This is a genomic window from Thermoanaerobacter kivui, from assembly GCF_000763575.1.
In the GTDB taxonomy this organism is placed as follows: domain Bacteria; phylum Bacillota; class Thermoanaerobacteria; order Thermoanaerobacterales; family Thermoanaerobacteraceae; genus Thermoanaerobacter; species Thermoanaerobacter kivui.
Genome location: NZ_CP009170.1, coordinates 2,221,601 through 2,247,099 on the forward strand (window position 1 = coordinate 2,221,601; position 25,499 = coordinate 2,247,099).

Sequence of the window (25,499 nt, forward strand, 5' to 3'; positions counted from 1 at the left end):
AAAATTTTTTACCTATGTAAGTACATTTTAGAGTATGTAGTATGTTTTGGATAAACAACCTGATTATATTATAGCATCAGGTATTTAATGAGTCAATAATTGTTACCAATTTGTAATATTTCTGTAATATTAATTTAACATTTCTTTGAGTATTTTTTTGAATCTGGGATGAGTAGCTCTATGATGATAAAGATACTTTAATCAGCTTTTCTTTCCCATCCCATTTAACTTTATATCCTATTTGTGGAGCTACTTCTGTTAAAGGAAAATAGGAGCTACCGTTTAGAATAAATGCACCTTTTTTGCCGTTTACAATAACTTTATAGGATTTTATATCAAATGTAGTGGTGTTACTTCCTTTTAAAAGGGTTAATCTATTGTTTTGTGAATCCCAAAATACTTTCGCTTTCATGTATTTTTTCAATACAGACGAGGATATAAAGGTTTTTCCATTTAAGACTAAAATTCCGTCTTTTACTACCATAAATTCATTGTTTACAGTGCCTTCAAGGTTAGGACCTACATCACTTAAAAAGTATGGGTCACTGATTAAATTAGAATAGGTTTTTAAAATTCTTTCATCGTCCGTTATGGCATAGTTGTTTATTCTTCTGCCTTGAGGTGCATTTACCAAGTTATTTACATCAAAATAAAATATAGATTTGACCCTCGGATATTTTGTTTTTAAGCCATTGTACATGCGGGTTATTTTCTCAATTGCAAAGTCTACATAGTATTTTCCATCAGTTATAGTATAGTGAGTAGCGCCAAATTCAGAGATCTGGATAGGCTTTCTTTCACTGAAGGTGTCATAGACATAATCCAAAAGTTCCAACGGGTCTTCATGGTCTGCTTTTAAGTTTATGTTATTATTGTGATAAACTACATTGTATATATTTACTCCTACCCAATCTACATAATCATCACCAGGGTAATAGGACAATATGTTTGACTGTGGAAAGGTAAATACAGTCCATACCATCATAACGTTTGGCGCTTCTTCTTCCATCACATCGTGAACAAGTCTCCATTTTTCTATGTATTTTTTGGGATTGCCACTATAGGCAGTCCAATCCCCATTCATTTCTGAGGCAAATCGCAAAAATACAGGTATGCCAGATTCTTTTAATTTTCTTGCAAAGTTTCTTAAATATTGGTCGTCTTTTACTTGGTCCAATCCGTTATTTGGTTCGAAAGCTATATGAGCAGCTGCGCCTACTTCCTTTAACTGGTCAATCCATTTTTGAGGAAAGGGGCTTCCGTATCCAACATAAATGAAAAACGATGCATGTTTTTTGCCTGTAATCTCGTTAAATTTCTTCATGTCTCCATTTATTAAAGTGTCTTGGTATACATAAGCTCCAAGGTATACACCTTTTTTAGGCTCGTATTTTGACAGTTTGTAGTCATTTACTTCAATTAGAACTCTTATGTTTGAATTCGCAGCAAATGTTTGTTCTGCCTTTGCAGAAGTAAAAGATGCACAAGTAAAAACAAAAATTAAAATCCATAATGCAAGCTGTTTAATTTTTGTCATCTCCCTACCTCCACAACTTTATCTTTGGTTTTGTAAAATTACTTGAGGCATAACCTCTATTTCAAACATTCTACTCCAAGGGTATTTTACTTTTACTTCTATATCTTTTATACTAAAAGAGCTATTTCCCGTCTTTACTATTTCTCCAACATATTTTTTCTTTATTGTATCAATAAGGGGTTTCATCTTTATTGTAAGTTCCTCGTCGGCAGTTTTTTTATCTATGCTATCTTTACTCATGTGGTTTGACTCTGCCCATTTGTACATTTTATTTCTTACATCAGCTTGATAGGCAAAGTCATCCGCATAACGTATAAATGAAAAAGAAATAAAGCTTTTTATGGCATTTTCCTCCGCGTAAGGAGGAAGTATGCTTTTGTCAAGGATCATTTTTAAAGACATTTCAGATATAACTGTCCCTATTGTGTTGCTGGGTGTGTTCCAACCTGCATAAAGAAAAGTCAATGGGTTTAAGTCAAAGAGCACGTTGATTAGCTTTTTATCCGCCATATTAACATATGCGACATCTGCTATTCCGAAAATTTGTCCTTTACTTTTATATTTTTGTATTTCGTTTTTTATTCCTAAATTTTCATGTGTGTGGACATATAGTATACATTCACCACTTAAGTCGATTTTTCCTCCTATAAAATTAATTTTTTCTTCAACAATTTTCTTAAGGTTTGCACCTTCATAGGGCAAAATAATTTTATCAGGGTCTTTTACGTCATAAACGACTTGAAAACGAGGAACTTGCTTGTAGTACTCATTTGCAAGCCTTGCCGTTATCTCCATGCCAATTTCATCAGCACCATGGAGTACATACACATTATCAGATACTTGCCGTGCTTTCGCATAGTATTCAAGTTTTCGCGCAATCATGTTTGACATACTAAACTCTTGTGTGTCGTCAATACCTATAACTAATGTTTTTATATATCCCTCTTTCGTCCATTCAATGAGTTTTTTATTTATTACTTCGTTTAACTCAAAAAGTTCAGTATAACTAGTAAGCACATCAGTTGGTATACTTTTTCTTATTTCTTCAAGCCTGACTTTATCTTTCTCTTGGTTAAAAAGGTCAACTTTATCAGATAACATTGAGAATTCTTTTATCATATCACTGTATTTTATATACTGGTAGTCGGAAAATTGTGTAGGTGTAAGGCGAGGTATTATTGAAAATATGATTATATTTTTGTTTTCATTCTCTGTCAAAAATTTGTAAAGTAGCGAAAGTCTTTCTTCATAATCTTTATAGTTTTTGATATCACGGGATGCTATAAGGCCCCCGTTCAAATACTGTTGCAGTGATATTACAACAGCATAAACATTACTTCTATGAATAACCTCATTAAGCCATTTATTTAGCCCTTCAAAGTTTCCCGGCTTTGTGTAGTCATCAAGTACATTTTGTGGAGGCAAAATCAAGTTTTCCCCCACATATTTGTCAGAAGGCTTACATTTTGGGTATTTACAGGCCGGCTGTCAAGAGGAATAAAAATTATGTCGTCTTTAGGTACTGTAAATTTTTCATTGTAAGTAGAAGCTGGCAAGGAAAATATACATAAAGTCAGTACAAACCACAAAGCTTTTTTAAACATATCCTTCTCCTGCTTGTCTTTTTGTATAAATTATACCATAACAAAAGGGAATTTTCATTTTATTAATCTTTTTTGGGCTTGGGGATTTTTCTGAGTGCGGATTATAATTACAAATCAGACTGATGACAAACTTTCGTAAAGTAGATATTTTACATAAGTTGCGACTTGTGACAAAGCGTTAACAAAGCTTAGCAAGACTGATTTAAATAATTTTTGACTTTGTCAACAAGCTGCCAAATGTTTTTTTATAAAAAATTTAATGTTTTGTTAACTTTTTTGTAACATATTTGTGATAATTGTGTGATATATTTATGGTAAATTTGTGTGAGAGGTTGGAAAACATGAGTAAAAAAGCGTTAATCATCCTTACAATCATGGTAACAATCGTACTTGCTGTATCAATTCCAGTGCTACATTCAAAGGCACAATCTAAAAAGCCATTCGTACCTGTTTTAATGTACCACCATCTTCAAAAAGAAGGTACATTTGATTCTAAAAAGTATGGTGGTGTGATAATCGACCCAGAAAGATTTGAAAAGCAAATGCTTTACCTTAAAGCTACAGGATATCACACTATAACCTTAGAACAGCTCAGAGATTTTGTACTGTACAACAAGCCTTTGCCACCAAAACCTATTGTAATAACTTTTGATGACGGATATTTAAGCAATTACACGTATGCATATCCTATACTTAAAAAATTAGGAATGAAAGCTGAAATAAATATTATAGTAAGTTATGTGCCAGATGAAGTAAACAAGCAAAAACCCGAAGTTGTTATACCGCATTTTACGTGGCAACAAGCAAAAGAAATGGCAGACAGCGGAGTAATAGAGATTGAGAGTCACACATATGACCTCCACGGTTACAGGTCAAATGATTTTAAGAAAATCCCAATGGTAATGGGACCTGTAATCATTAATGGACATCTTGAAACAATGGAACAGTATAAAGAAAGGCTATATCTAGATTTCTTGCGCTCACGAGAAATAATTAAGGAAAAAATAGGTAAAGCGCCTATATGTTTAGCATATCCTTTTGGTTCAGGAAATAAAATAAGCGACGAGATAGCAAAAAAAGTAGGTTTTGAAATGGCATTTGGCATTAAAGAAGGAGTAAATTATTATGGCGATAATATTATGAAGTTAAAACGAATTACTGTGAAGGATTCCGATACAGGTCAAGACATTGTTGAAAAAATAAACAAGTTGAGTAGGGATACGGGATTTATTCCTTTTTGGGATATTAAAAATATGTGGTCTGAAAAGAATATACTTAGTTTGGTAATAAAAGGAATTTTTGCAGGATATGAAGACGGATCTTTTAGGCCAAACAAAATTATATCTAGAGCAGAATTCGCTTCTTTGATAGATAGAGCATTTTTAAAAGATAAACCGGTATTGCAGCAAGAAATTTCCTTCAAAGATGTTTCTCATAATGCATGGTACTATAAACCTATTGCAAATATAGTAAATAATGGAATTATGAAAGGATACGAGGATAACACTTTTAGACCTCATAATCCCATAACGCGAGAAGAAGCCATTAGCGTTCTTATGAAATTTTATGAGCCAAAAGAGAATGTTGATTTTGCTATTTTTGATCCCGCAGACAAAAATGACATTTCATCATGGGCATATGATTTCATTAAAATAGCTTATGAGAATAATTTAATAGCTGGTACAAATATAGATGGTAAAATATACATTTATCCTAAAAAGCCTTTGACCCGAGAAGAAGCAGCAGTACTATTAGATAAAATAGTGAAGGAGTAGCGAAAAAGCCACTCCTTCATTTTTAATAATTAGCAAATACGTCTTTTAATTCATCATTTAGTGTATTCCAAGTATATATTGAATATCCAACTGCATCTTTTGAAGCATCAAGAGCTCCCTTTAATTCATCTGCAGAGGGAAGTCCATAGCCATCATCATAACCGTGCAAAATGACTTCTATGTTGACGTTGTTTCCTGCTAAAAATTGTACTTTTTTAATGGAATCAGATACAAAATTTTTTGCATCATCATAGGTGTAGTTGGCGCTTGATACGTGCCAGTAGTCCATTAAAGCAATTGCATCAAAATATTTTGCCATTGTAGCATAAGGGTAGTTAGGCCTGTATTGAGGTGGATAAGTGATCGCAATAAAAGGCATTCCTGCAGGTAAATTTTTTATAGTTTGCGTCGCATAGTCTTCTACCATTTTTGACGCTGTAACCGGATCTTTTTGAGGCAATTCTTCAATATCTGCAGCAACCCCATCTACGCGATAACCGTTTGGAGTGACATAGCTGGCAACTTGTGCTGTTAGAGATGCATCATATGTGGTATCTTTTAAGTCTGTGTACAGCCACGCTATGACCTTTATTCCGGCTCTGTGAGCCGCAGGAAGTAAGTCATCTAACCATTTTTTCCATTTGTCTGGAAATCCCGCTTTTGATGTAGCAACTTCAAGGTAAATATGAGTTACTCTGGCAGTTACAAAACGGCTTAAATCATTTGCAGTAGGCATCGCAGAATATATGCTGTACCATACTCCTTTTCCTGCATAGGGTAAAGACGTAAGAGCTTGACCAATACCTCCTCTTGAAGGTTGACTGCCACCAGCTGTCAACGTCCTTCTATCAAAATTAGAAATATCACTCGCTATTTGATTAGGATTGTTATATGCAATTGTAAGCCATCCTGCAATCCAACCTACTACTCCGTTTTGAAGTTTGACTTTATACCAATCACCTGATTTGTCAATTACACTTAACATGTCCCCATTATTGACCTGCGTTATGATGTCATACTGTGTACCTGGGCCTGTCCGTATATTTACTACATCAGCGTTTACCATTAAAGAGGAAGGTAGAGTTGTAACAATTTGATCGCTCAATTTTGCAGAAGCAATTTGCGTGTCTGTCCCTGTTTTACTGTCTATATACACAGTGTTTGTATTTTCATCCCAATTGACGTTATTTTTGAAAGCTTCACTTATAAATCGCAATGGGACATATGTACTGCTTTTACTATTTTAATATTTTTATACTCTTTAAGTTGAAGCAAATGATTGTCACCTGTGACTATGAAGTCACAACTTCCTTCTAAAGCACACTCTAAGAAAATATTATCTTTTGGGTCTTCTTTTATAACCTCTATTTTTTGTTTTGGATATACAAATAAAACCCAATCAAAAGATAAAAGCCTATTTAGCAAGTCAAGTCTTTTTTCAATAGTGCCAAAAACAGCAAACTTATCTCGTGTCAACACAACGGCATATTCTTCCACAATTTCTTTGCTTACTACCGGGTCAAATTTATTTAAGACCCAGTAATCAATAACTTTTGCAGGATAGCTTTTTTTGCTAATAAAAGATGAAATTAAAACATTAGTATCAATTACTGCACGCATTTTCGTGCTTCCTCTATCTCTTTTTGTACGTCTTCCTCAGATAAGCCTGCTGTTTCGGCTTTACTTCTAAATTCGTTTAAAATTTGCATAATCTCTAATTGTTTTGCCTTCTTTTCAAGTTCTTTTAATTGATTGTACATAGAATAACTGATTATAACTCCTTTGGGTTCAGATCGAGAAGAAACTATTATCACATCGCCTTTTTCTACTTTTTCTAAATATTCACCTAATTTGGGTCTTAATTTGTCTACTCCAATGACTTCTTCCATCTGTTTTCACCTCCAGATTAATTTTAAAATTAATTTCTAGATATATTATAACCTTTTTGTTCATAACTATCAAGTAAAATTTAAGGGCTGGATATTCACCAGCCCTTATTCCTTGTCTTTTAACATTGCTCCTATAAAATCTCTAAACAATGGATGAGGTTTTAAAGGTCTTGACTTGAATTCTGGGTGGAATTGGGATGCCACAAAATAAGGATGGTCTTTTAATTCTATCATTTCAACCAACCTTTCATCAGGAGAAAGACCTGAAAGCACAAGGCCTTTTGAGGTTAAAAGCTCCCGATATTGGTTATTGAATTCGTATCTATGTCTATGTCTTTCATAAATTAATTCGTCTTTATAGGCTTCATAAGCTTTTGTTCCTTCAATTACTTTACAAGGATACACTCCCAATCTCATTGTGCCGCCTTTTTCATCTATGTCTTTTTGTTCAGGCATGAGGTCTATTACAGGATGGGAAGTATCCGGGTCAAACTCTGTAGAATTAGCTCCTTTTAGTCCTGCTACATTTCTTGCAAATTCTATTACAGCACACTGCATCCCAAGACACAATCCAAGGTAAGGAATTTTGTTCTCCCTTGCATACTGGATAGCCCTTATTTTACCTTCAATGCCTCTATCACCAAATCCTCCCGGCACTAATATACCGTCTGCTCCTTTTAAAAGTTTTTCCACTGTCTCATCATTTACATGCTCAGCATTTACCCACCTTATATTCACAGCAGTTCTATGATAAACTCCCGCATGTTTTAATGCTTCTACAACGCTTATATAAGCATCATGAAGGTCAACGTATTTTCCCACCAAAGCTACTTCTACCTGTCTTGTGGGATTTTTTTCTTTTTCTACGTATTCTCTCCACTCTTTTAAATCCGATTGGCCAAGGGGCAAATTTAATCTTCTTAGCACATATTCATCTACTTTTTGCTTTTCGAATTCCAATGGTACTTCATAAATTGATTCTACATCTCTATTCTCTATAACCGCTTCTACATCTACATTGCAAAAAAGAGCGATTTTTTCTTTTAAGTCCTGCGTTAGAGAAAGTTCTGTTCTGCATACAATCATATCCGGTTGAATACCTATTGACCTTAATTCTTTAACGCTATGTTGAGTAGGTTTTGTTTTTAATTCCCCTGTATTACCAAGATGAGGTACTAATGTGACGTGGATAAACATAACATTGTCTTTACTTTGTTCAATTGCTACTTGTCTTATAGCTTCAAGGAAAGGGAGGCTTTCTATGTCTCCAACAGTTCCACCGATTTCTGTTATTACTACGTCCACATTTTTTTCTTTTGCAACTCTGTATACTCTTTCTTTAATTTCGTTTGTTATGTGAGGTATCACTTGCACTGTGGCACCAAGATAATCCCCTTTTCTCTCTTTTGTAATAACTGACCAGTACACTTTACCTGCAGTTACATTGCTATTTTTGGTAAGGTTAATGTCTATAAACCTCTCATAATGGCCAAGGTCTAAGTCTGTCTCCGCCCCATCTTCTGTAACAAAAACTTCACCATGTTGGTATGGACTCATTGTGCCGGGATCTACGTTTATATAAGGGTCAAATTTTTGAATAGCAACTGATATGCCGCGACTTTTTAAAAGCCTTCCCAATGATGCAGCAGTTATGCCTTTCCCCAAAGAGGAAACGACTCCTCCTGTTACAAAAATATATTTTGCCATTTTCTCACCTCTTAAGTGTATTATCGTTTTTTTAGACTGACTTTTAAGGATTTTTTAACCCATAAAAAAATCTCTATTTTGGAAAAATAGAGACTCGTATCCCTTTAAGTTTAAATAAATTTTTTTAAATTTTTGTCATCTCGCCAGTTCATAAAAAAGCACCTCGTAAAAATAAATACTTATTTATTATATAGGATTTTAAAGTGATTGTAAAGAGGATAAAACATCTCACCTCACAAATTAAATCAATCACTTTAAATTATTATAACACAAATTGCATTAGTTTTTGCAAAATATTATAATGTTGTAAGATATTAAAATTTTAAAGTTTTATATTGTTGAAAAGGAGGAAAAATATGGCTGCAGATTATCACGTACACATAGAAAACGGCCCTTATACTATAGAATGGCTTAAAAAGTTTATAGATTCTGGTTTAAGTAAAGGTCTGGTTGAGATTGGCATTTCTGAACACGGACATAGATTTAAAGAAGGATATAGCGCTTATAAAAGTGACGATTTCAGAGGAGAATGGATAAAAAGTTACATGGACCAAAGCATTTCTAATTATGTTGAATTGATAAAGGAAGCAAAAGCAATGGGACTGCCTGTAAAATTAGGTATAGAGGCAGACTACTTCCCCGGAAAAGAAAAAGAATTGAAAGAATTTCTTGAACCTTATCCATGGGATTATGTGATAGGGTCTGTTCATTGGATTGAAGATTGGGGAATAGACCTTGAAGAATCTATAGAAGAATGGAAAAGGCGTGATATTGATGAGGTTTATCTTGAGTATTTTAATATAATTGAAAAAATGGCTAAAACAGGTCTCTTCGATATTATAGGGCATATTGACCTTGTGAAAATTTTTGGATTTATGGCAAAGCCTTATACTTTTGATAAGATAAATCGGAATATTGAGGAAATCTCTAAAACAGGTATAGTAATTGAAGTTTCTACGGCAGGGCTTAGAAAGCCTGTTGGGGAAATATACCCTTCAAAAGAAATAATGGGAATGATCAAGAAATATAATATACCTATTGTAGTAAATTCTGATGCCCATAATCCTTACGATGTGGCAAGAGATTTTGACAAAGCTTATGCTTATGTAAAATCATACGGGATAAATACTCTTTATTATTTTGAAGGGAGAAAAAAACTGCCCTATAATATTTAAAAGGAGCAAGAAAGACTTTGCTCCTTTCAGTTTGTTAACAAAGTTAAAAAATATTCAAAGGAGATATTTTGCATCGTCGCTCCGATGTTCCAACTTAAAGATAAACTTCTGGGGAAATGGTATTTTGGCATAGGTACATATCCCGATAACGGGAAAAATAAAGAAGAGCTAATTAATTTTGCAAAAGAAAGCCTAATGAAGGAAATATCAGATTCATGTCAATAAAAAGTGGAAACAAAGGGAATATAAAATGAAAAGAGTTGTATGTTACTGTTTCATTGTGCATAGATGTAAAAATTTACAGATCCTTTGATTAATTTACATTACAAAAATAAAGGAAATTTTTAAGATGTGATTAAAATACTTCTAATAGAAAGGGGATTGTTTTTATATGAATAAAAACAAGAAAGTTATAATTGCAATATTTATATTTGCTTTTGGAATAATTATAGGACTTTTAGGAAGAGAGAATATCTTACAAAAATTTTTTTCTGCTGTTTTAGCACTTGTAATCTTTACTACAATATGGGATATATACGATGTATTTAAAGCCAAAAAACATTTTGGAAAAACAAAGTGGAATATCAAAACTACTAATAATTCATTGGTGTTAGCAATGAGTATATATATTATTTTAATAGCAGCAATTTCTAATACTAATTTAAAAGACACGTTGCACACAAAACTCCTTGCAATGATTTTTATAGCCGGGATAATTCCTTTGGCTCATTCGTTAATACCAAACGGAATCAACGAAAAAGGCATAATGCACTGGGGAGTATTTCACAGGTGGGATGATATTGATAGCTATAGTTTTACAGACAAGTACCTTGTAGTTACTTTAAAACCGAATAACAAGAAAATTACATTTATTGTTGCCAAAGATGATAAAGAAATGATAAAGGATTTTTTAAAAAGAAAAATTTGGGAAATAAGGAGTTAGATCAAAATGATAAAATCTATTATAAGAGCTTTATTTTCAGGCGTACTCTTTATATTTTTACTACTTTTATTATCTGAAGAAGCAAGAAATGATTATAAGCAAAGAGGTTTAAAACCTTTTATTTACATGTTTTTAGTTTATGTTGCAGTATATATTTTTATTGGATTGAGCATTAATGTTTTTTGTAAATGAAGATTCCCCACTTTTGCAAAATGAGTAATGGAAAATTTATCAGCAACTTACACCATTATAATTGTATTTAAAAATCCTTCAGGGATTCGCTAACGCTAACCCCTACGGGCTTTGTCCTTGACATGATTTTCAAAAATAATTACTAAAACATTGTCCTGCTTGTTCAAAAAAACTGGGAATTTCCCGCTACAATTCTGGGGAATTTTATTTTGCAACTTACAACATACCCTACAAATAAATCTAAATATGGCCCCTGTTTTCGCAATATGAAGACAGGGGCTTAAATTTTGTTTTATTAACACAAATTTAACAAAAAATTTCACGGAAAAACTAAACTTAATAAAGAATTTACCACTTCCGGCTTTACCTATCAAAGTTTTTTCAAAACAGGAAAAATATCTAATCAAAAAATATAACATGATACTGGTGGAGTTTAAAGACATATGATAAACATAAATTTTAAAACGAATTACAAGATTTTTATACTTTACAAATGAAATAGGCAAATATATAAAATAAATACAAAAACTCCAGTAATAACAAGCAGAAATGGAAGAATTTCTGAAATTATAGGGGACTACAAATACACATTTGACCCTTACAGCAAAAAACCAGCATGTCAATTCTCAAATTAAATCTCTAAAGATTTTCAAATTATAATGGCATTTTTTAAGTGCATAAAAGTATTTTTTCTCAAATTATTACAGCCTGATTAAAAATTTTTTTCACTTTCCAAAAGCATTACCGCTAAAATATGTTAATATCTGTTATTGGCAATTTGGGTTAATTGAAGTATAATAAAAAATGAGAGTAGCGAAAGCTACTACTCTCATAAACTTATTTCATTTTGTGCCTGGTATATTACTTCTTCATCTATTTCTCTTAGCCTTTTAGAATACGCATAGAGTAAAGAAGCTGTTACCAGGTTATTTATTATCCTTGGCAGCCCTTTTGTTAGAGAATATATTGCTTCATATGCTGATGGTGTAAATATATCATCCATCATTCCGGCTATTTTCATTCTTGTTTTTATATAATCTTGAATTTCTTCTTTTTTTAGCCCTTGCATCATATACTTTACGGTAATTCTTTGCCTTAGTGCACTGTTTACATTGAGAGCTAATTTGTTTCTTATGTGTGGTTGCCCCGAAAGTATCAGTATATACGGGTTTTGAGAATCCATATTAAAGTTAAATATTATTCTCAAATCTTCGAGAACATCATTAGAAACCAGTTGTATTTCATCTAATATTATGACAGGAGTTATCTTCTGGCTATAGTAAAGTTCTGTTATCGCTCTTTGTATCTGGTGAAAGAGCGTTACTTTTTTGTATGAGGGTGTTTCGCCTAAAATCATAGCCAATGCTTGATAGAATTCTCTCACTGTGAGCGTAGACAGAGCAAAATAACACGGCTTATACGAAGAACGGTTAAGGCTTTCAACATATTTTCTTAATGCGGTAGATTTGCCTGAACCGGCCTCACCAATGATAAGTCCTATACCTCTTGTTTCTTGTAAATATTTTAGCCTGGCATTTAATTCAGCAATGTCTTCACTTATGTATAGGTCGTTTACACTTATCTCTTTGGAAAATGGATTAAATTTCATTCCAAAATATTGAGTGAACATTTAAAACACCTCTTTTTTTAATCAATGATATCATTAAAGGATATTACTGTGGGATTAGGTTTTGCAGCAAAATCCACAGTATCTTCATTTTCGTTTACAACCTTTCTGTCTTTGATATATTCTACAGGAATTTTAGCATTCTCATGAAAATTTACCTTATAAGTAGTGTCTCTTTTAAAGACTTTACAATCATATTGAAAGAATACTGAAAATGAGGAATACAGAAATCAGGAAGATAGGAAAGAGTCCTTTTGCACACAGGGCATATATATCTTCTAATGGTGATCTTTATGCAGACGGCTCCATCTAAATAGTAACGATGGTAAAAGCCGTGTTTTTTTAATTTCACTTTGCATTTGCAATCAGGATGTGGGCATCTATCTTTAGGCTAAATTAATTTGAGAAATGACATTGTTAAAACAAAATGATGATGGTACATGGATAGTGTATTACCAAGATGAGAGAGGGAATAAAGATACAATAAAAACTTTTACATCAGAAGAAGATGCATGTGAATTTTTTTATAATCTTGTAACTACAAGATATGAAAAAGCAAAGCCATATATTAGGAAAAACATAGAATAATATTCTAAAGCAGCACCATAGTATAAATTTAAGCTGTGGTGCTGTTTTAGAAAGATGGGATAGTAGCACTCTATAAAGGATGGAAAAAGTCGGGAGGAGCAAGACAGATATTTATGTCCAATTCAGAAGTATTAAAGGAGGGGAAGAACACATGGTACTTAAAAGGAACAAGCTATACGAAGTAAGAGAATTAATAGAAGCACTAGACAATGTAATACCATACCTTGAAAAAGAAATAGAGAATAGAAAAAAGGCATACCAGCATATGGAGAAGTAAGGCAGCTTGAATTTATAAAAAGAGAATTAGAAGAGTTAAGGAAAATAGCAGTAGAGAACAGATTACCACCGAAAAATAAAAGGGTATTGCAATATCTATTGATATAGTATTAAACCAATTAATCATAATGTATCCTGGAAGACTTGAAAAATACCTATAGGTGGGCGAAGCCCGAAAAAATTTTTTTCTCTAGGCAGGGTACCTACGTCAGGTGGCATCCATGCCTTAAGCTGCCCGCCTTCGCCATCCATGGCTTCGTCCCTGCCTCCACCCTCGGTCTTGCTAAGTTTCCGGCACTCAAGTAAGAAAGTTTATAAAGCAAAAATAGAAAAAATAAGCATACTTACTTGAGTGCCGGGCCGCTTTGTAACAACTCGCTCCTTATGCAAAATATCTCCTTTACGAAAGTTTGTCTACAGTCTGAAAGGAGCAAGGCATAAAAATTTCACTATGTTTTTACTATGTTCGCAATGTTGCTTTTAGACGATTGGGGTTTAATAATAAATCCATAGCATCAATTATATCATTTACTACAATATCTGCATAAACTAATGCTTTCGTATAGCAACCTTCTTTGCCCAATACTGCTATAGCCAGCCTACTGTTTTTAAACATCTCTACATCATTTCGCCCATTTCCTATTACAATGGTATTTTCTTTCCCCAGTTTATCAACTATTCTTTTCTTATCTTCTGCTGCATTATCTTTATCAAATATTTCTATTTTAATCGGTAGTTCTTTGCATTGTTCTTTTACAGTTCCATACGTGTCTGATGTAAGAATATAAATGTCTACACTTTTGTATGATAACTCCTTTATTTTCTCTTTTACTCCATCGATTAAAATTCCATCTTTAGCAAGTGTCCCATTAAAATCAAAAACCAAATTTTTTATTTCAAGGTTTTTATCTCCTGGAATATTAATCTTAATCATATTTAATCATCCACTCATTTCATAATAATTTCACATCAGCAAAAGCACTATATATTAACCTTTATATATATCTTCTCTTGTATCAAAAGCTTTCACTTTAATAGCAAAATCAACGTTGTCAATCTCAAAAATCAATCTATAGTTTCCAACTTTTAACCTATATAAACGCTCCTTTTTAGATGTTTTTAGTTTTTTTACATCTCCCTCAAAAGGCAATCTACTGCCTTCTTTGCTTCTTCTAAAGTTATATATTCTCCCTCGCTTTCTTTTAATAATTTTTCCTCTTCGTGGGTTATTTGTTCTACTTCTAAAGATTTATCCCAATCGTTAAATTTTTTTATAAGCTCTTTCTTTTTTTCTTTAAGATACTCAGCAAAGTCAATCACTTCAGCAATTTCCTTCTCCGTTAAAGAATCTATAATTTCATTTAATTTTTTTATCATGCTACTATTTTGCATTTTTATCACCTTAATAAAATTTACTTTACATATATTATATCATCTTTATAATATTCTGACAACAATCCATATCTCTATATCAATCCTTTAACCGCTCTTGCTTTTATTATGCTATTTAATTTATTTAGAGACTCTACTGCTTCATCAGGGATTTCTTTGTCTGTGCTTACAATCATTAATGCTGTTCCATCATTTTTATTTGGGCTTACTTGCATGGTAGAAATGTTTATTCCAAAGTCTCCTAACACATTCCCTATGTGACCTATAACCCCTGGTACATCTTTATTCTTAACAAATAGCATGTGTTCTGTAGGCTCAAAATTTACTTTATGATCCATATATTCTACAATTCTTATTTCTTCCCCATATGTGGTGCCAGCAAATTGTGTCGTTTTACCATTGGTGTCTGTAATTTTAAGTATGATAAGGCTTGAATAGTGGTTTATTTCTTCGATTTTTCCTTCTACAACTTCTATTCCCATTTCTTTTGCCCTTAATTTTGCATTTACAACACTTACATCCTCTTCTAATACAGGCTTTAAAAATCCTTTAAGTGCATAAAGAGTTACAATTTCTGTATTAGTTCTCGAAATGTCTCCCCTATATATCACTTCAATCAATCTAACAGGAGTGTCATTTATCTGGTAATAAAGTGCTCCCATCGCTTCGGCTAATTTCATGTACGGCTTAAGCTGTGAAAATTCGTCTGATTTTACCCCTGGTAAATTTACTATATTTCCATACAGATTACTGTTTAAAGCCGAAATTACTTCTTGAGCAATGGATATACCTATGTTTTCTTGCGCTTCATAAGTTGAAGCTCCAAGATGAGGCGTAAAAACGACATTTGGTAGTTCAAGAAGAGGATTGTTAAAATCTTGATGTTCTATGTTATATTTTGGTTCTACTTCAAGAACGTCTAATCCTGCTGCCGCTACAATGCCCTCTTTAATGGCATTGTAAAGAGCTTTTTCATCAATGATGCCTCCTCGTGCGGCATTTACTATTCTAACTCCCTTTTTCATTTTTTTGAACTCTTTTTCGCTGAGCATTTTTTTGGTCTCTTCCGTTTTCGGAAGGTGAATTGTTATAAAGTCTGATTGCTGAAGTAATTCATCCAAAGTAACTTTTTCCACACCGTATTTTTCAAAACGGCTATCAGGCATATAAGGGTCGTAAGCAATTACTCTCATGTTGAATGCTGCCAACCTTGCAGCAACAAGGGAACCGATTCGACCCAAACCTATTATGCCTACAGTTTTTCCGTTCAATTCAACGCCTTTGAATTTATCCCTTCTAAAGTCTCCATTAAGACCAGCATGATATGCCTGCGGTATATTTCTGGCTATAGCCAGCATAAGGCCAATGGTCAATTCTGCAGCAGCTACAGTATTTCCAGCAGGAGTATTTACAACAAGAATTCCTTTTTCAGTAGCTGCTGTCACATCAATGTTGTCAACGCCATTTCCCGCACGACCTACGACTTTTAATCTTTCACCTTTTTCGATGAGTTCTCTATCTACTTTTGTAGCACTTCTAACAATAATAGCGTCATAATCTTTAATAATTTCTAAAAGCTCATCTCTTGAAATATTAGTTTTCACGTCTACGTCGGCGTGTTTTTTTAGATATTCAATGCCATTTTCTGATATTTTCTCTGTGACAATTATTTTCAAATTATATCCCTCCTTACTCCTTTATTGCGTCTTTCAGCGCCTCAAGAGTTTTAGTAAGCATTTCTTCAGTCACATAACCCATGTGACCTATTCTTATAATTTTCCCTTTTAAAGGTCCTTGCCCTCCTGTTATCAATACCCCATGTTTTTCCTTCATGTGATTTATAATCTCTGATGCTTTGTATTTTTCAGGAACTTTTATAGCAGTTATTAAATCAGAAGCTATGTCTTCTTCCGGCAACAGTTCTAATCCCAAGCTCTTTACGTATTCTCTCACTCTTTTTCCATAGGTGGCTTGCCTTTTGTATACATTATCCAACCCAAATTCTAAAAGCATATTTGTCGCTTTTGCTACAGCCATTATTGTAGAAACAGCAGGAGTAGCAGGAGTATCGGGATTGGGTTTTAAAACACCTTCTCTTGCTTTTTTTAAGTTAAAATAATATTTTGGAAGATTAGAAGTTTCCGCCATTTTCCATGCTCTTTCACTTAAAGCAACAAAGCTAAGTCCAGGAGGGGACATAAGACATTTTTGAGAACATGTTATTACTGCATCAATACCCCATTCGTCCATTTCAAGTGGTATGCCACCTAAAGAGCTTACAGCATCAACGATGACTGCCACACCGTACCTATCAGCAATTTTTGCAATTTCTTTTACGTTATTTGTAACTCCTGTAGAAGTTTCATTGTGTGTGACTAAAAGGGCTTTGTAATTACCATTTCTTAATTTGTCTTCTAATACATTAGGGTCTACGGCGTTTCCCCAGCCAAAGTCTTGAAGTTCTGCATCAAGGCCATAAGCTTTCGCTATATCATAAAACCTCTCTCCAAAGTAACCTATACTGGCGACTAATACTTTATCACCGGTAGAAAAAAGATTTGCAATGACAGCTTCCATTCCACCTGTTCCTGATGAGGTCAAAGTTATAACTTCATTTTTAGTTTTAAATATTTCTTTTAAATTTTTATTGAGATTAGAGAATAATTCATAAAACTCTTCCGTTCTATGGTGTAAGGGTTGTGCACCTGCAACTTTTTTTACCTCCTCCGGCACCATTGTAGGCCCCGGTGTCATCAATATCATCTCTTTCATCTTATCACTCCCTGTTACTAGATATATATTTAATATGATAAATCAATAAAGTAAAAAATGCAATAGCAAAAAATACATTTGTCCACGCAAAGTGGATATTGTTAAAAAAATATCGATTACTGATATGCAAAAATGAAAATATATCATCCAAAAGGTAAGAATTATTAAAAATCATCCATTAAATAATTAGAATAAAAAGAAAAGCGCCCATTGGGGCGCATTAGCTCCATCTTATATATTTCCTGTTTTCTCTAAAATTCTGTAAAGCATAGCTGCTGCCTCTGCTCTTGTAGCGTTGTCTTTTGGCTTGAAAGTGTTATCTTCATATCCTCTTACTATTCCAAGTTTTACTGCATTCGCTACTACATTCTTTGCCCATTCACTTATCTTGTTGTTATCACTGAAAGTGGTATTGCCTATGTTCTCCTCTTTGTACTCTGCAAGCTTTCCGTATACCCTCATTATTACTGCTGTCATCTCTTCTCTTGTTATTGGGTCATCCGGCCTCATATTCTTGCCGTCTCCTAACATTATCCCTGCTTTGTATGCTGCTTCTATCGCGTTTGCATACCATTCTCCTTCTTTTACGTCATTGAATTCTCCTTTGTATGGCTCTTCTTCTATTCCTAATGCCCTTATCATTAATGCTGCAAATTCTGCTCTTGTTATTTTTGCGTTCGGTACAAATGTTTCACTGTCTACTCCTTTTATTATGTGCCTTGATGCAAGGACATTTACTACGTCATATGCCCAATTGTCTTTTGTTACGTCTTTGAATTCTTTGTTGTATTCAAAGACTCCATAGGTTGAGAAGTGTTTGGCTTCAAAGGTTATTGTGTTTGTTCCTTTGTCAATTTTTCCTCCTACGTATTCCCATTGATTTGTCTTCTCGTTTAAGTAGTATACTCCTGCTTTTCTTATGTCTTTTCCACCTTTTATGTTAAATGTCATTTTTACTGGTGACCCTATTTTTATGTCTTTGTCTCCTGCTTTTATTGTTATGTCATAGGCACTTGTTATTGGCTCGAAAGATGATGCTTCCTTTTTGCCTTTGTTGTGTATGTTAAGTTTTATTGTTCCTGCTTTGTTTATGAGGTCAATTGCTTCTTGTGATACTGCTAAAGTTTTTGCATCAAATTGAAGAGCTACTTCGTCTGATTTTACTACTACGTTTTTGTTGTTCTCTGCTATTAAATTAAGTACAGTTACAGGTATTTCTAATGCTTTTTGAGGTGTAGTTCCTATATTTGTTAAGTCAAATTGTATTTCTTTCTTTGAAGTGTCTTTTATGTCTTTTGCTACTTTGTTTTCGTCTATTGTAAGTGTTGTTGTGTTATTTTCTACAACTACTTTGCCTTGTGATACTTCTTGAGTTGGCTTTGCTGTTTCTTCAGTGCTTGCAGGTGGAGTCACTGGGGGTATAATAGGTGTAATACCTACGCCTCCGCCAGAAGAAGATACTTCTTTTACTGTAACATTGACAGATGCAGTTTTGTCGCCATAACTTATTTCAATTGTGGTACTGCCTGCTTTAACCCCTTTAACAAGCCCTTGGTTTACTGTAACAATACTTGAATCTTTGGATGTATAGGTAGCATCTTTTGTCACATCTTTTGTTGTACCATCAGAATAGTTTGCTGTAACTTCTATTTGTGTAGTTTCCCCCACTTTTATTTCAATAGAAGAAGGTTGAACTTGTATATTTTCAAGAACTGGGTCTGTTACTGTAATTGGAACATTTAACGCACTATTGTTATACACAGCAGTAAGCACAGTGCTTCCTTTAAAAAGGCCTTTTACAACTCCCATAGTGTAGTTGTAGTCAGCAATAAGCGGATTTGCAATTATAAATTTAGTGTAATTTGTCACATCTACTTGACTACCATCTGAGAAATGATTATAAACTGCAACGGGCATTGCTTTGCCTGCTGGAACTTTTATAGATGCCGGGTCAACACTAATACCCAATGGTACAGCTTCTGAAACTACAACTTTTATATCAACAGATTTATTATCATATATTGCAGTTATTGTAGTTTCACCTGGATTCATTCCAACTACAATTCCATTACCCTCTACTTTGGCAATGTCCCCATATACAGATTCAAACACTGCTTTATCTGTTATATCTTTTGTTGTACCGTCTGTATATATTGCATTAACGGTTATTTTGCCTGTTCCCCCAATCGGTATATAAAGTGGATTTGGATTAGCATTAAGTGAGTTAAGCATGACTTCTTCAAGCTGTATTGTCTTTTGTGATCCATTATAGGTTATTGTAACGTAATTTTGTGTATCTGAAGTATATACATTTGCAGCTACTGTAGCTTCTGCTTTATTCGTCGCCACATCTACTGCACTTATCGAAATGATATTATTTCCCACGTTAAGAGGTACTCTGGCAATAAAGTTATCATTAAATGTTGTGTAATCATCAGCTTCTTTGTTAAGTATATTGTTGCCATTGATAAACAGTTTGTATCCAAATCCTGTATCGTACACATTGCCTGCTACTGTAAGGCTTACTCCTTCAGGTGAAATAAAGCCTTTGAAATTATCTACATTTAAAGTAATTTCGGGTGTTGTAATGTCTATATAAATGGGTATTGCAAATTCTGTCTTGTGTTCATATGTTGATGGGTCATTTGGGTCATACAATTTATCAAATGCAAGGAATTTTATTTGTTTCTTTCCATCACTGTCAAAATGTATTGTTGTTGTGAAATTATTGTTCTCATCAACTGGTACTAGTTTACCGTTAATATAGAGCTCGCCCATAAATGTCGTCTCATCTTCTATGGTTCCTGAAACAACAATATCTCTTGTATTAAATATTTGTGCTACTTGAGGTTCTTTTACAGTAATTACAGGTCCAAAATTGTCTTTTATTTCTGGGTTAAATGCAATACAGCTATTATTTACACCCATTATATCAGAAATATTTCCTGCATAGTCTACACCAAGTACAGCAATAAATGTATAGCGGTTTGGAAGAGGGACTTCTGCTGAAGTCACATCATTTGGTAAGACTTTTGCTTCAATATTTGCTACGTTATATGTCACAGGGTCAATCTTTCCTGTAAAGAGAACATAATAATCTATACCTGAACCTTCTTTATCAGTAGCTGTCCATTCAATTATTGCTTTTCCGTTTGAAATGTAATTTTCGTTTAAATATCCATATTGATCGACATAGCCATCATTTATCATAACTTCAGGTAATATTGTGTCAACTTTAACAGGCATTTGAAGAACTTGTGTCTTTGCATTCGGATAATCTATCTTAGATTCAAAGCGCATATAATATTGTCCATCAGGAACTGCTTCAAATTGTCCTGTCGCAGGGTTAAATGCTTTGCCGTCCCATATCCAAGAATCAGAAATCTGAGCTTTGGATGTCTCTGCTACGTTCTTTCTTAAATATTTCTCTTGGGATATTTCTCTTATTACATTTCCATTGCTGTCTACAACGCTTACTTTAAATTCTCTTGCATTTCTCATAAATGAAAGCACTGGCTGTGCAAAATCAAATACACCATCACCATTTGGCGATATAGCAATTGTAGATGGATCAGGTTTTTCTTCCTCGCGTCCCAAGTTACCTAAGAAATACAAATCTTCATCTATAACTCCTGCCATACCTGTAAGTCCATAATAAGTGTCATCTTCCCAAAGAGGTGAATCTATAATTCTTGGTTCATCCCAACTTCCATAAAAAGCTGTATAAGGTACGCTTAGTTTGGGAAGATTGTTGTCCTGTGGAATAAAGCTTAAAAAGCCTTCTGCAAAAATATTTTGTGGCGCATTTTGAGGAATTATCAATGTGACATTTACAGTTGCTTGTCCGTTTGCAGGAACTGTTACAGAATCTCTGTCAAAGTTAACCATTGCGCCCGTAAGAGGTACTGTTTCAGCAAAGTTAAATCCCCAAAGAACATAGTCTGTCAAAACTCCATATTCATCTTTTATATTATATGTGACATCACTATTCCCATAATTTTTAAGAGTCAATGTAAAGTTAGCACTATTTCCAATACTTCCAAGGGCAATACCTGCTTTCCCATTTGAATCTGTAATTGTAACGGGTGTTTTTATTGCCTTATCTATTTGAATCATACCTGCTCCCTGTTGCCTTGGAGAATAAGGCTTAGGACTTCTTAAAATTTTACCTGTATAAATAGCAGCATTGTCGTTTGTGTCAATAATAGGTCTTGCTGTATTCATAGCTACTATTTTTGCTAATTCTACAAAGTCTCTTCCTTCAACATTTAAAGTACCTTCTTTAACTTTTTGCTTTAGCGCTTCTGCAATTAATGCCATAGCACCTGCCACATGAGGTGATGACATAGATGTACCGCTCATCAAACCGTAGGAATCTTTGTTAAGTGTTGAATATATTCCACCGCCAGGTGCCATTATTTCCGGTTTAAAGTCAAAGCTTGGTGTAACACCCCAGGATGAAAAGTCTGTTACATTGTCTCCCGGAGGAACTCCTAATTTATTTGTTCCTATAGCACCATCAAATTTTACTGTGACTTTTTGCCCTTGATCTAACAAAGCTTTAATTGCAAGACCTGCATCTCTTAAAATAGACACAGAAGGAATTTTCGTACCTTCTCCTAATGCCATTGAAATTGTTCCTGTAGTATTATTGAAAATTACTGCAGCTACAGCACCAGCATTTTGTGCATTTATCGTCTTTGCGTTAAATGTAATAGAACCTCTTGAAATAAGGGCAACTTTACCTACTACATCTTTACCTTGAAAATCCTCGGGTCTACCTAATCCACAGTATACTACCTCATACTCTCCTTTCAAGACATCTGCAGGGTCAATAGGGTCATGGTCTGTAGGACTTCCTACAGAATATACTACTCTGGCAAAATCTTGTGGAGCAGGATTTACAGAAAAGCTTTTTCCTGTAAGTCCAGGATTTATAGAAGCAGCCACTTGAATAGCATCAAGCCACAATCCAGGCGAGCCGACAGTTCCTATATCTGGATCCATTGCATATGGATAAAATTCTGCGCTCGTCGAATAACTGGAGTTACCAGCTGAAACGACAACTATTACGCCATTGTCAACAGCATTTTTATCGCCAGGTGCTCAGGGTCATCAGGGCGAACGAAACCTGCTGTTGAACCTAAGCTCATGTTTATAACATCTGCACCAAATGCAACGGCATGGTCAATACCTGCTACTATATCGTCCGAAAAAGCAGATGCAAAATTAGGGTTATTTGAAAATACTTTTTCAGCTATAAGCTGTGCCTCAGGTGCAACGCCTTTAATATTGCCATTTGCTGCAACTATACCTGCAACGTGCTGTCCGTGCATTGACTGTGTAGCACCAATATCTATAATTTGATCATTGTTGTCTGCCCAGTTCCAACCAACCGGCACTTTATCTGTGAAATATTTATAAGGTTTTCCAGTTTCCTTCGCTATTTCTTCTACTTTTTCCTTTGTCAACTTCACTTTTGTGGGATCTGTAATCTTCATATCTTGATGTCTATAGTCTATTCCTGTATCAATTATAGCAACAACCATTCCTTCACCTTTATATCCCAAGTCATTCCACACGGTTGGTGCATTTGTTGAATAGATTGCTGTTGTCATGTCAAGGAAATACTCATTTGCAATTCTTACATCTTTTACTCCAGGCAATGTTTTAATTTTTTCTATGTCTTTAACTTTTACCTCGCCACTTATGCCATTCAAAACAGTTTTATATGTATGTCTTGGTTTAAAATTGAAATTTTTGCTCAATACGCTTTTTAATTGAGTTTGTTCTTGAGTAATTTTGTTTAAAACAGTCGTTTTTTCATTTTGCGTCAAAGTTTTGAGAGTCTTGTTAGACTTTAATGCAAAAGAAGCAAGACTATCCTTTTCTAATTCCACAATAACTCGTACAGTTTCATCAGGATTATATTTTTCAATCTCTTGCTTGGAACCATCTCTTAAATTTTGCATCTCTTCTCCAAATTGTTTCACAACTTTTGACTTGCTTTGATAGGGTTTAGCAGTTTCTTTAAAATTATCTTTAGCAATCTGTTTTACAAGATTATAATCGATTTTTAGCGAATCTAAAGTAAGTTTTGGGTTATCTGATGATGGCATTTGCTGAGAATAACCAAAAGAGCTAAAAGCACTAAATACCAATGTAAATGCAATCAGAAAAACTAAAAACCTTTTGCCCATAAAATCTTAACCCCCTTGTTTTTCATCTTCCTTATGTTTCGACAAAAAGATACAATTTTCTCCCCTTCATCCCCCCATTTTATGAAATATCTATAATCCAAGGGAATAAACCCTTAGATAGCATATGTTTAATAATTATAAATAAAATTTGTAATTATTGTTGAATTTGAGACATTTTATTTAAAATATAATATACTAATCCTTTGTATATCTTTTGCTTGGCTATTTGTATGATTACTATTTAATGTTGCATAAATTTCATATTCAATATTATTCTACATAAATTACATTTTTCCTTCTTTGGAAAAATAAAATTTTTTATTTATAAAACACACTCTTTGCAAGAAATTATTCATTTTATAAAATTAAAAAACCACATGCTTCGCATGTGGTTCGAAAACGCTTCTATAATATTAAAGTATTTTTAAATTTTATATTTTCTTTAACACTTCTATTGCTTTATCTAATTGAACATCTCTATTATTTAATTCTTCAAGCATTTTAACCATCGCATCGTATGTGTTTTTATCAAAAACCCCTGTCGGAGTTAATCCCGCTTTCTTTTGCAGTTCTTTTACAGCGTTTGCCGTTTTAGGTCCAAAAATACCATCTTCTGGGCCCGCATTAAACTTCAATATATTTAAATTCTTCTGTAAAATTTTCACATCATTTCCTCTGGAACCTACCTTCAATGTGCCATTAAATTTAATTGAAGGAGTATATTGAGTATTTACCACATATATATCTGGCTTCAAGCCTTGTTTGTCAATATATCTGCCTGAAGGGAGTTTATACCTTGCAATTGTAAGCTTAAAACCACTTCCATCTGGCAATGGCACTACTGATTGGACAGTCCCTTTCCCAAAAGATTTTTCTCCCACTAATATACCCGCTTTGGTATCCTGTATAGCCCCTGCTAATATTTCAGCTGCAGAAGCAGTATTGCCGTTAATTAATACTGCTAATTTATACTTAGGATTATTGAGATAAGAATAATATATTTCATTTTCTCCATTTTTTCTCTCTACAGTCAATACAACTCCTTTTGGAACAAAAAAGTTTGCAACGCTTACCGCCTCTGTAAGGAGTCCACCGGGATTATCTCTTAAATCAAGAACAATTTTATTTATACCATTATTGTCCATATACATGAGGGCTTTTGTTATGTTAGATGTGGTATTTTCATTGAATTCTTGTATTTTTATGTATCCAATTCCATCGATTATTTTATAAGAAACTGGATTGACACGAATTATTTGTCTGGTAAGTTCAAATTCTTTTATTGACCCACCTACGTCAAAAGTGACCTTTACTTTTGTACCTTCATCCCCAATTATCATGTTTACTACGTCATTTATATTCATTCCCTCAACGCTTTTGTCATTTACCGCTTTTATAATATAACCGCTTTTGATTCCAGCTTTTTCAGCAGGTGAACCTTCTAAAACGGAAGTTACAACAATTTTCCCGTCCTTTTCAGTCAAGACCATTCCTGTTCCGCTGAAAGTCCCAGAAGTATTTTTGGTAAAATCTTTAAACTCTTCTTTTGTAAAATATGTACTATATTCATCAAGGCTTGAAAAAATTCCTTTTAAAGCTGCTTCTTTGAGTTGATCGTACGTCACATCTCCAATGTAATTATCTGTTATATACTTCATAATGGAACCAATGTCTGCAAGGTTATCATATAGTTGTTGATCTGTCGTGGTTTGTGTTGAAGATTCAGCAAAAACATGTACTGGAACAGTAAAAGCAAGACTTGCAGCAATTAAAAATGTCAAAATTAGCGTCAAAAATCTTTTCACAATATATACCTCCATTT

General features: G+C 33.8%; 22 protein-coding genes and 3 pseudogenes. 7 read left to right on the top strand and 18 right to left on the bottom strand.

What is annotated here, in order from left to right; genetic code table 11:
* Nucleotides 1-178 precede the first annotated feature (178 nt).
* From TKV_RS11320 to TKV_RS13680, 3 genes are read right to left on the bottom strand one after another with little or no spacing between them, the layout of a single operon-like run.
* Nucleotides 179-1,537 (bottom strand): stalk domain-containing protein, encoded by a 1,359-nt coding sequence (locus TKV_RS11320; protein WP_049686015.1) that lies wholly within the window; start codon nt 1,535-1,537, stop codon nt 179-181.
* An 18-nt stretch (nt 1,538-1,555) separates the two neighbouring features.
* Entirely contained in the window at nt 1,556-2,962 is a 1,407-nt protein-coding gene (locus TKV_RS11325; protein WP_236617267.1) for a DUF4127 family protein, read from the bottom strand.
* A gap of 2 nt (nt 2,963-2,964) precedes the next feature.
* Complete coding sequence (locus tag TKV_RS13680; protein ID WP_236617268.1) at nt 2,965-3,141, bottom strand: DUF4127 family protein; 177 nt, start codon at nt 3,139-3,141, stop codon at nt 2,965-2,967.
* A 341-nt stretch (nt 3,142-3,482) separates the two neighbouring features.
* On the opposite strand from TKV_RS13680, the gene TKV_RS11330 reads away from it, so the two are divergent.
* A complete protein-coding gene (locus TKV_RS11330; RefSeq protein ID WP_049686016.1) occupies nt 3,483-4,916 on the top strand; it encodes an S-layer homology domain-containing protein in 1,434 nt (477 codons plus the stop codon).
* 22 nt (nt 4,917-4,938) lie between these two features.
* Here the strand turns inward: TKV_RS11330 and TKV_RS11335 are convergent.
* From TKV_RS11335 to TKV_RS11350, 4 genes and pseudogenes are all read right to left on the bottom strand, one after another.
* Nucleotides 4,939-6,144 (bottom strand): annotated as a pseudogene (locus TKV_RS11335) (SH3 domain-containing protein); the annotation flags it as partial.
* Complete coding sequence (locus tag TKV_RS11340) at nt 6,120-6,536, bottom strand: putative toxin-antitoxin system toxin component, PIN family (RefSeq protein WP_049686017.1); 417 nt, start codon at nt 6,534-6,536, stop codon at nt 6,120-6,122. The gene TKV_RS11340 and the pseudogene TKV_RS11335, both read right to left, overlap by 25 nt.
* Nucleotides 6,524-6,805 carry a type II toxin-antitoxin system Phd/YefM family antitoxin gene (locus TKV_RS11345; protein WP_029689318.1) on the bottom strand — a complete coding sequence of 94 codons (282 nt, stop codon included), beginning with the start codon at nt 6,803-6,805 and terminating at the stop codon, nt 6,524-6,526. Before TKV_RS11345 ends, TKV_RS11340 begins: the two co-directional genes overlap by 13 nt.
* Nucleotides 6,806-6,910: 105 nt before the next feature.
* Nucleotides 6,911-8,512 carry a CTP synthase gene (locus TKV_RS11350; RefSeq protein ID WP_049686018.1) on the bottom strand — a complete coding sequence of 534 codons (1,602 nt, stop codon included), beginning with the start codon at nt 8,510-8,512 and terminating at the stop codon, nt 6,911-6,913.
* A 356-nt stretch (nt 8,513-8,868) separates the two neighbouring features.
* On the opposite strand from TKV_RS11350, the gene TKV_RS11355 reads away from it, so the two are divergent.
* From TKV_RS11355 to TKV_RS11365, 4 genes are all read left to right on the top strand, one after another.
* Nucleotides 8,869-9,687, top strand: coding sequence for a histidinol-phosphatase (locus tag TKV_RS11355; RefSeq protein ID WP_049686019.1), 819 nt, complete (start codon nt 8,869-8,871; stop codon nt 9,685-9,687).
* Between the two features lie 84 nt (nt 9,688-9,771).
* Nucleotides 9,772-9,912: a hypothetical protein gene (locus tag TKV_RS12925; protein ID WP_236617270.1), complete on the top strand. Its 141-nt coding sequence runs from the start codon at nt 9,772-9,774 to the stop codon at nt 9,910-9,912.
* 166 nt (nt 9,913-10,078) lie between these two features.
* The gene (locus TKV_RS11360; protein ID WP_049686020.1) at nt 10,079-10,630 is read left to right on the top strand and encodes a DUF986 family protein; all 552 of its coding nucleotides are present in this window, start codon (nt 10,079-10,081) and stop codon (nt 10,628-10,630) included.
* Nucleotides 10,631-10,636: 6 nt separating this feature from the next.
* The gene (locus tag TKV_RS11365; RefSeq protein WP_049686021.1) at nt 10,637-10,822 is read left to right on the top strand and encodes a hypothetical protein; all 186 of its coding nucleotides are present in this window, start codon (nt 10,637-10,639) and stop codon (nt 10,820-10,822) included.
* Nucleotides 10,823-11,651: 829 nt separating this feature from the next.
* Here TKV_RS11365 and TKV_RS11375 read toward each other — a convergent pair.
* From TKV_RS11375 to TKV_RS12585, 3 genes and pseudogenes are all read right to left on the bottom strand, one after another.
* Entirely contained in the window at nt 11,652-12,452 is an 801-nt protein-coding gene (locus TKV_RS11375; RefSeq protein ID WP_049686023.1) for an ExeA family protein, read from the bottom strand.
* A 17-nt stretch (nt 12,453-12,469) separates the two neighbouring features.
* A pseudogene (locus tag TKV_RS14305) lies at nt 12,470-12,613 on the bottom strand (IS481 family transposase); the annotation flags it as partial.
* Nucleotides 12,613-12,840: pseudogene (locus TKV_RS12585) on the bottom strand (DUF6431 domain-containing protein); the annotation flags it as partial. The pseudogenes TKV_RS14305 and TKV_RS12585, both read right to left, overlap by 1 nt.
* Nucleotides 12,841-12,857: 17 nt before the next feature.
* On the opposite strand from TKV_RS12585, the gene TKV_RS12935 reads away from it, so the two are divergent.
* Nucleotides 12,858-13,037, top strand: coding sequence for a hypothetical protein (locus TKV_RS12935; protein ID WP_148307273.1), 180 nt, complete (start codon nt 12,858-12,860; stop codon nt 13,035-13,037).
* A gap of 79 nt (nt 13,038-13,116) precedes the next feature.
* Entirely contained in the window at nt 13,117-13,314 is a 198-nt protein-coding gene (locus tag TKV_RS11380; protein ID WP_049686024.1) for a hypothetical protein, read from the top strand.
* A gap of 459 nt (nt 13,315-13,773) precedes the next feature.
* Here the strand turns inward: TKV_RS11380 and TKV_RS11385 are convergent, their stop codons facing one another.
* The 8 genes from TKV_RS11385 to TKV_RS11410 form a co-directional block, all read right to left on the bottom strand.
* Nucleotides 13,774-14,247, bottom strand: a complete 474-nt coding sequence (locus TKV_RS11385) for an HAD family hydrolase (RefSeq protein ID WP_049686025.1) — start codon at nt 14,245-14,247, stop codon at nt 13,774-13,776.
* Between the two features lie 54 nt (nt 14,248-14,301).
* Entirely contained in the window at nt 14,302-14,463 is a 162-nt protein-coding gene (locus TKV_RS12590; RefSeq protein ID WP_175574660.1) for a type II toxin-antitoxin system RelE family toxin, read from the bottom strand.
* Nucleotides 14,442-14,705, bottom strand: coding sequence for a hypothetical protein (locus TKV_RS11390; RefSeq protein ID WP_049686026.1), 264 nt, complete (start codon nt 14,703-14,705; stop codon nt 14,442-14,444). The genes TKV_RS12590 and TKV_RS11390 overlap by 22 nt, the downstream gene beginning before the upstream one ends.
* A gap of 74 nt (nt 14,706-14,779) precedes the next feature.
* Nucleotides 14,780-16,381 (bottom strand): phosphoglycerate dehydrogenase, encoded by a 1,602-nt coding sequence (gene serA, locus TKV_RS11395; RefSeq protein ID WP_049686027.1) that lies wholly within the window; start codon nt 16,379-16,381, stop codon nt 14,780-14,782.
* Nucleotides 16,382-16,394: 13 nt separating this feature from the next.
* Nucleotides 16,395-17,477 (bottom strand): pyridoxal-phosphate-dependent aminotransferase family protein, encoded by a 1,083-nt coding sequence (locus TKV_RS11400; RefSeq protein ID WP_049686028.1) that lies wholly within the window; start codon nt 17,475-17,477, stop codon nt 16,395-16,397.
* Between the two features lie 231 nt (nt 17,478-17,708).
* Nucleotides 17,709-22,547: an S-layer homology domain-containing protein gene (locus TKV_RS11405; RefSeq protein ID WP_268870120.1), complete on the bottom strand. Its 4,839-nt coding sequence runs from the start codon at nt 22,545-22,547 to the stop codon at nt 17,709-17,711.
* Nucleotides 22,547-23,677 (bottom strand): S8 family serine peptidase, encoded by a 1,131-nt coding sequence (locus tag TKV_RS13860; RefSeq protein WP_268870082.1) that lies wholly within the window; start codon nt 23,675-23,677, stop codon nt 22,547-22,549. The genes TKV_RS11405 and TKV_RS13860 overlap by 1 nt, the downstream gene beginning before the upstream one ends.
* 431 nt (nt 23,678-24,108) lie before the next feature.
* On the bottom strand, nt 24,109-25,482 hold the full coding sequence (locus tag TKV_RS11410; protein WP_049686029.1) for a S41 family peptidase: 1,374 nt from the start codon (nt 25,480-25,482) through the stop codon (nt 24,109-24,111).
* Between the last annotated feature and the right edge of the window lie 17 nt (nt 25,483-25,499).

Excerpts from the sequence above, each read along its gene's own strand:
- TKV_RS11320 (WP_049686015.1), bottom strand. The coding sequence starts at position 1,537 with ATGACAAAAATTAAACAGCTTGCATTATGGATTTTAATTTTTGTTTTT.
- TKV_RS13680 (WP_236617268.1), bottom strand. The coding sequence starts at position 3,141 with ATGTTTAAAAAAGCTTTGTGGTTTGTACTGACTTTATGTATATTTTCC.
- TKV_RS11330 (WP_049686016.1), top strand. The coding sequence starts at position 3,483 with ATGAGTAAAAAAGCGTTAATCATCCTTACAATCATGGTAACAATCGTA.
- TKV_RS11340 (WP_049686017.1), bottom strand. The coding sequence starts at position 6,536 with ATGCGTGCAGTAATTGATACTAATGTTTTAATTTCATCTTTTATTAGC.
- TKV_RS11345 (WP_029689318.1), bottom strand. The coding sequence starts at position 6,805 with ATGGAAGAAGTCATTGGAGTAGACAAATTAAGACCCAAATTAGGTGAA.
- TKV_RS11350 (WP_049686018.1), bottom strand. The coding sequence starts at position 8,512 with ATGGCAAAATATATTTTTGTAACAGGAGGAGTCGTTTCCTCTTTGGGG.
- TKV_RS11355 (WP_049686019.1), top strand. The coding sequence starts at position 8,869 with ATGGCTGCAGATTATCACGTACACATAGAAAACGGCCCTTATACTATA.
- TKV_RS12925 (WP_236617270.1), top strand. The coding sequence starts at position 9,772 with ATGTTCCAACTTAAAGATAAACTTCTGGGGAAATGGTATTTTGGCATA.
- TKV_RS11360 (WP_049686020.1), top strand. The coding sequence starts at position 10,079 with ATGAATAAAAACAAGAAAGTTATAATTGCAATATTTATATTTGCTTTT.
- TKV_RS11365 (WP_049686021.1), top strand. The coding sequence starts at position 10,637 with ATGATAAAATCTATTATAAGAGCTTTATTTTCAGGCGTACTCTTTATA.
- TKV_RS11375 (WP_049686023.1), bottom strand. The coding sequence starts at position 12,452 with ATGTTCACTCAATATTTTGGAATGAAATTTAATCCATTTTCCAAAGAG.
- TKV_RS12935 (WP_148307273.1), top strand. The coding sequence starts at position 12,858 with ATGACATTGTTAAAACAAAATGATGATGGTACATGGATAGTGTATTAC.
- TKV_RS11380 (WP_049686024.1), top strand. The coding sequence starts at position 13,117 with ATGGAAAAAGTCGGGAGGAGCAAGACAGATATTTATGTCCAATTCAGA.
- TKV_RS11385 (WP_049686025.1), bottom strand. The coding sequence starts at position 14,247 with ATGATTAAGATTAATATTCCAGGAGATAAAAACCTTGAAATAAAAAAT.
- TKV_RS11390 (WP_049686026.1), bottom strand. The coding sequence starts at position 14,705 with ATGCAAAATAGTAGCATGATAAAAAAATTAAATGAAATTATAGATTCT.
- TKV_RS11400 (WP_049686028.1), bottom strand. The coding sequence starts at position 17,477 with ATGAAAGAGATGATATTGATGACACCGGGGCCTACAATGGTGCCGGAG.
- TKV_RS13860 (WP_268870082.1), bottom strand. The coding sequence starts at position 23,677 with ATGGGCAAAAGGTTTTTAGTTTTTCTGATTGCATTTACATTGGTATTT.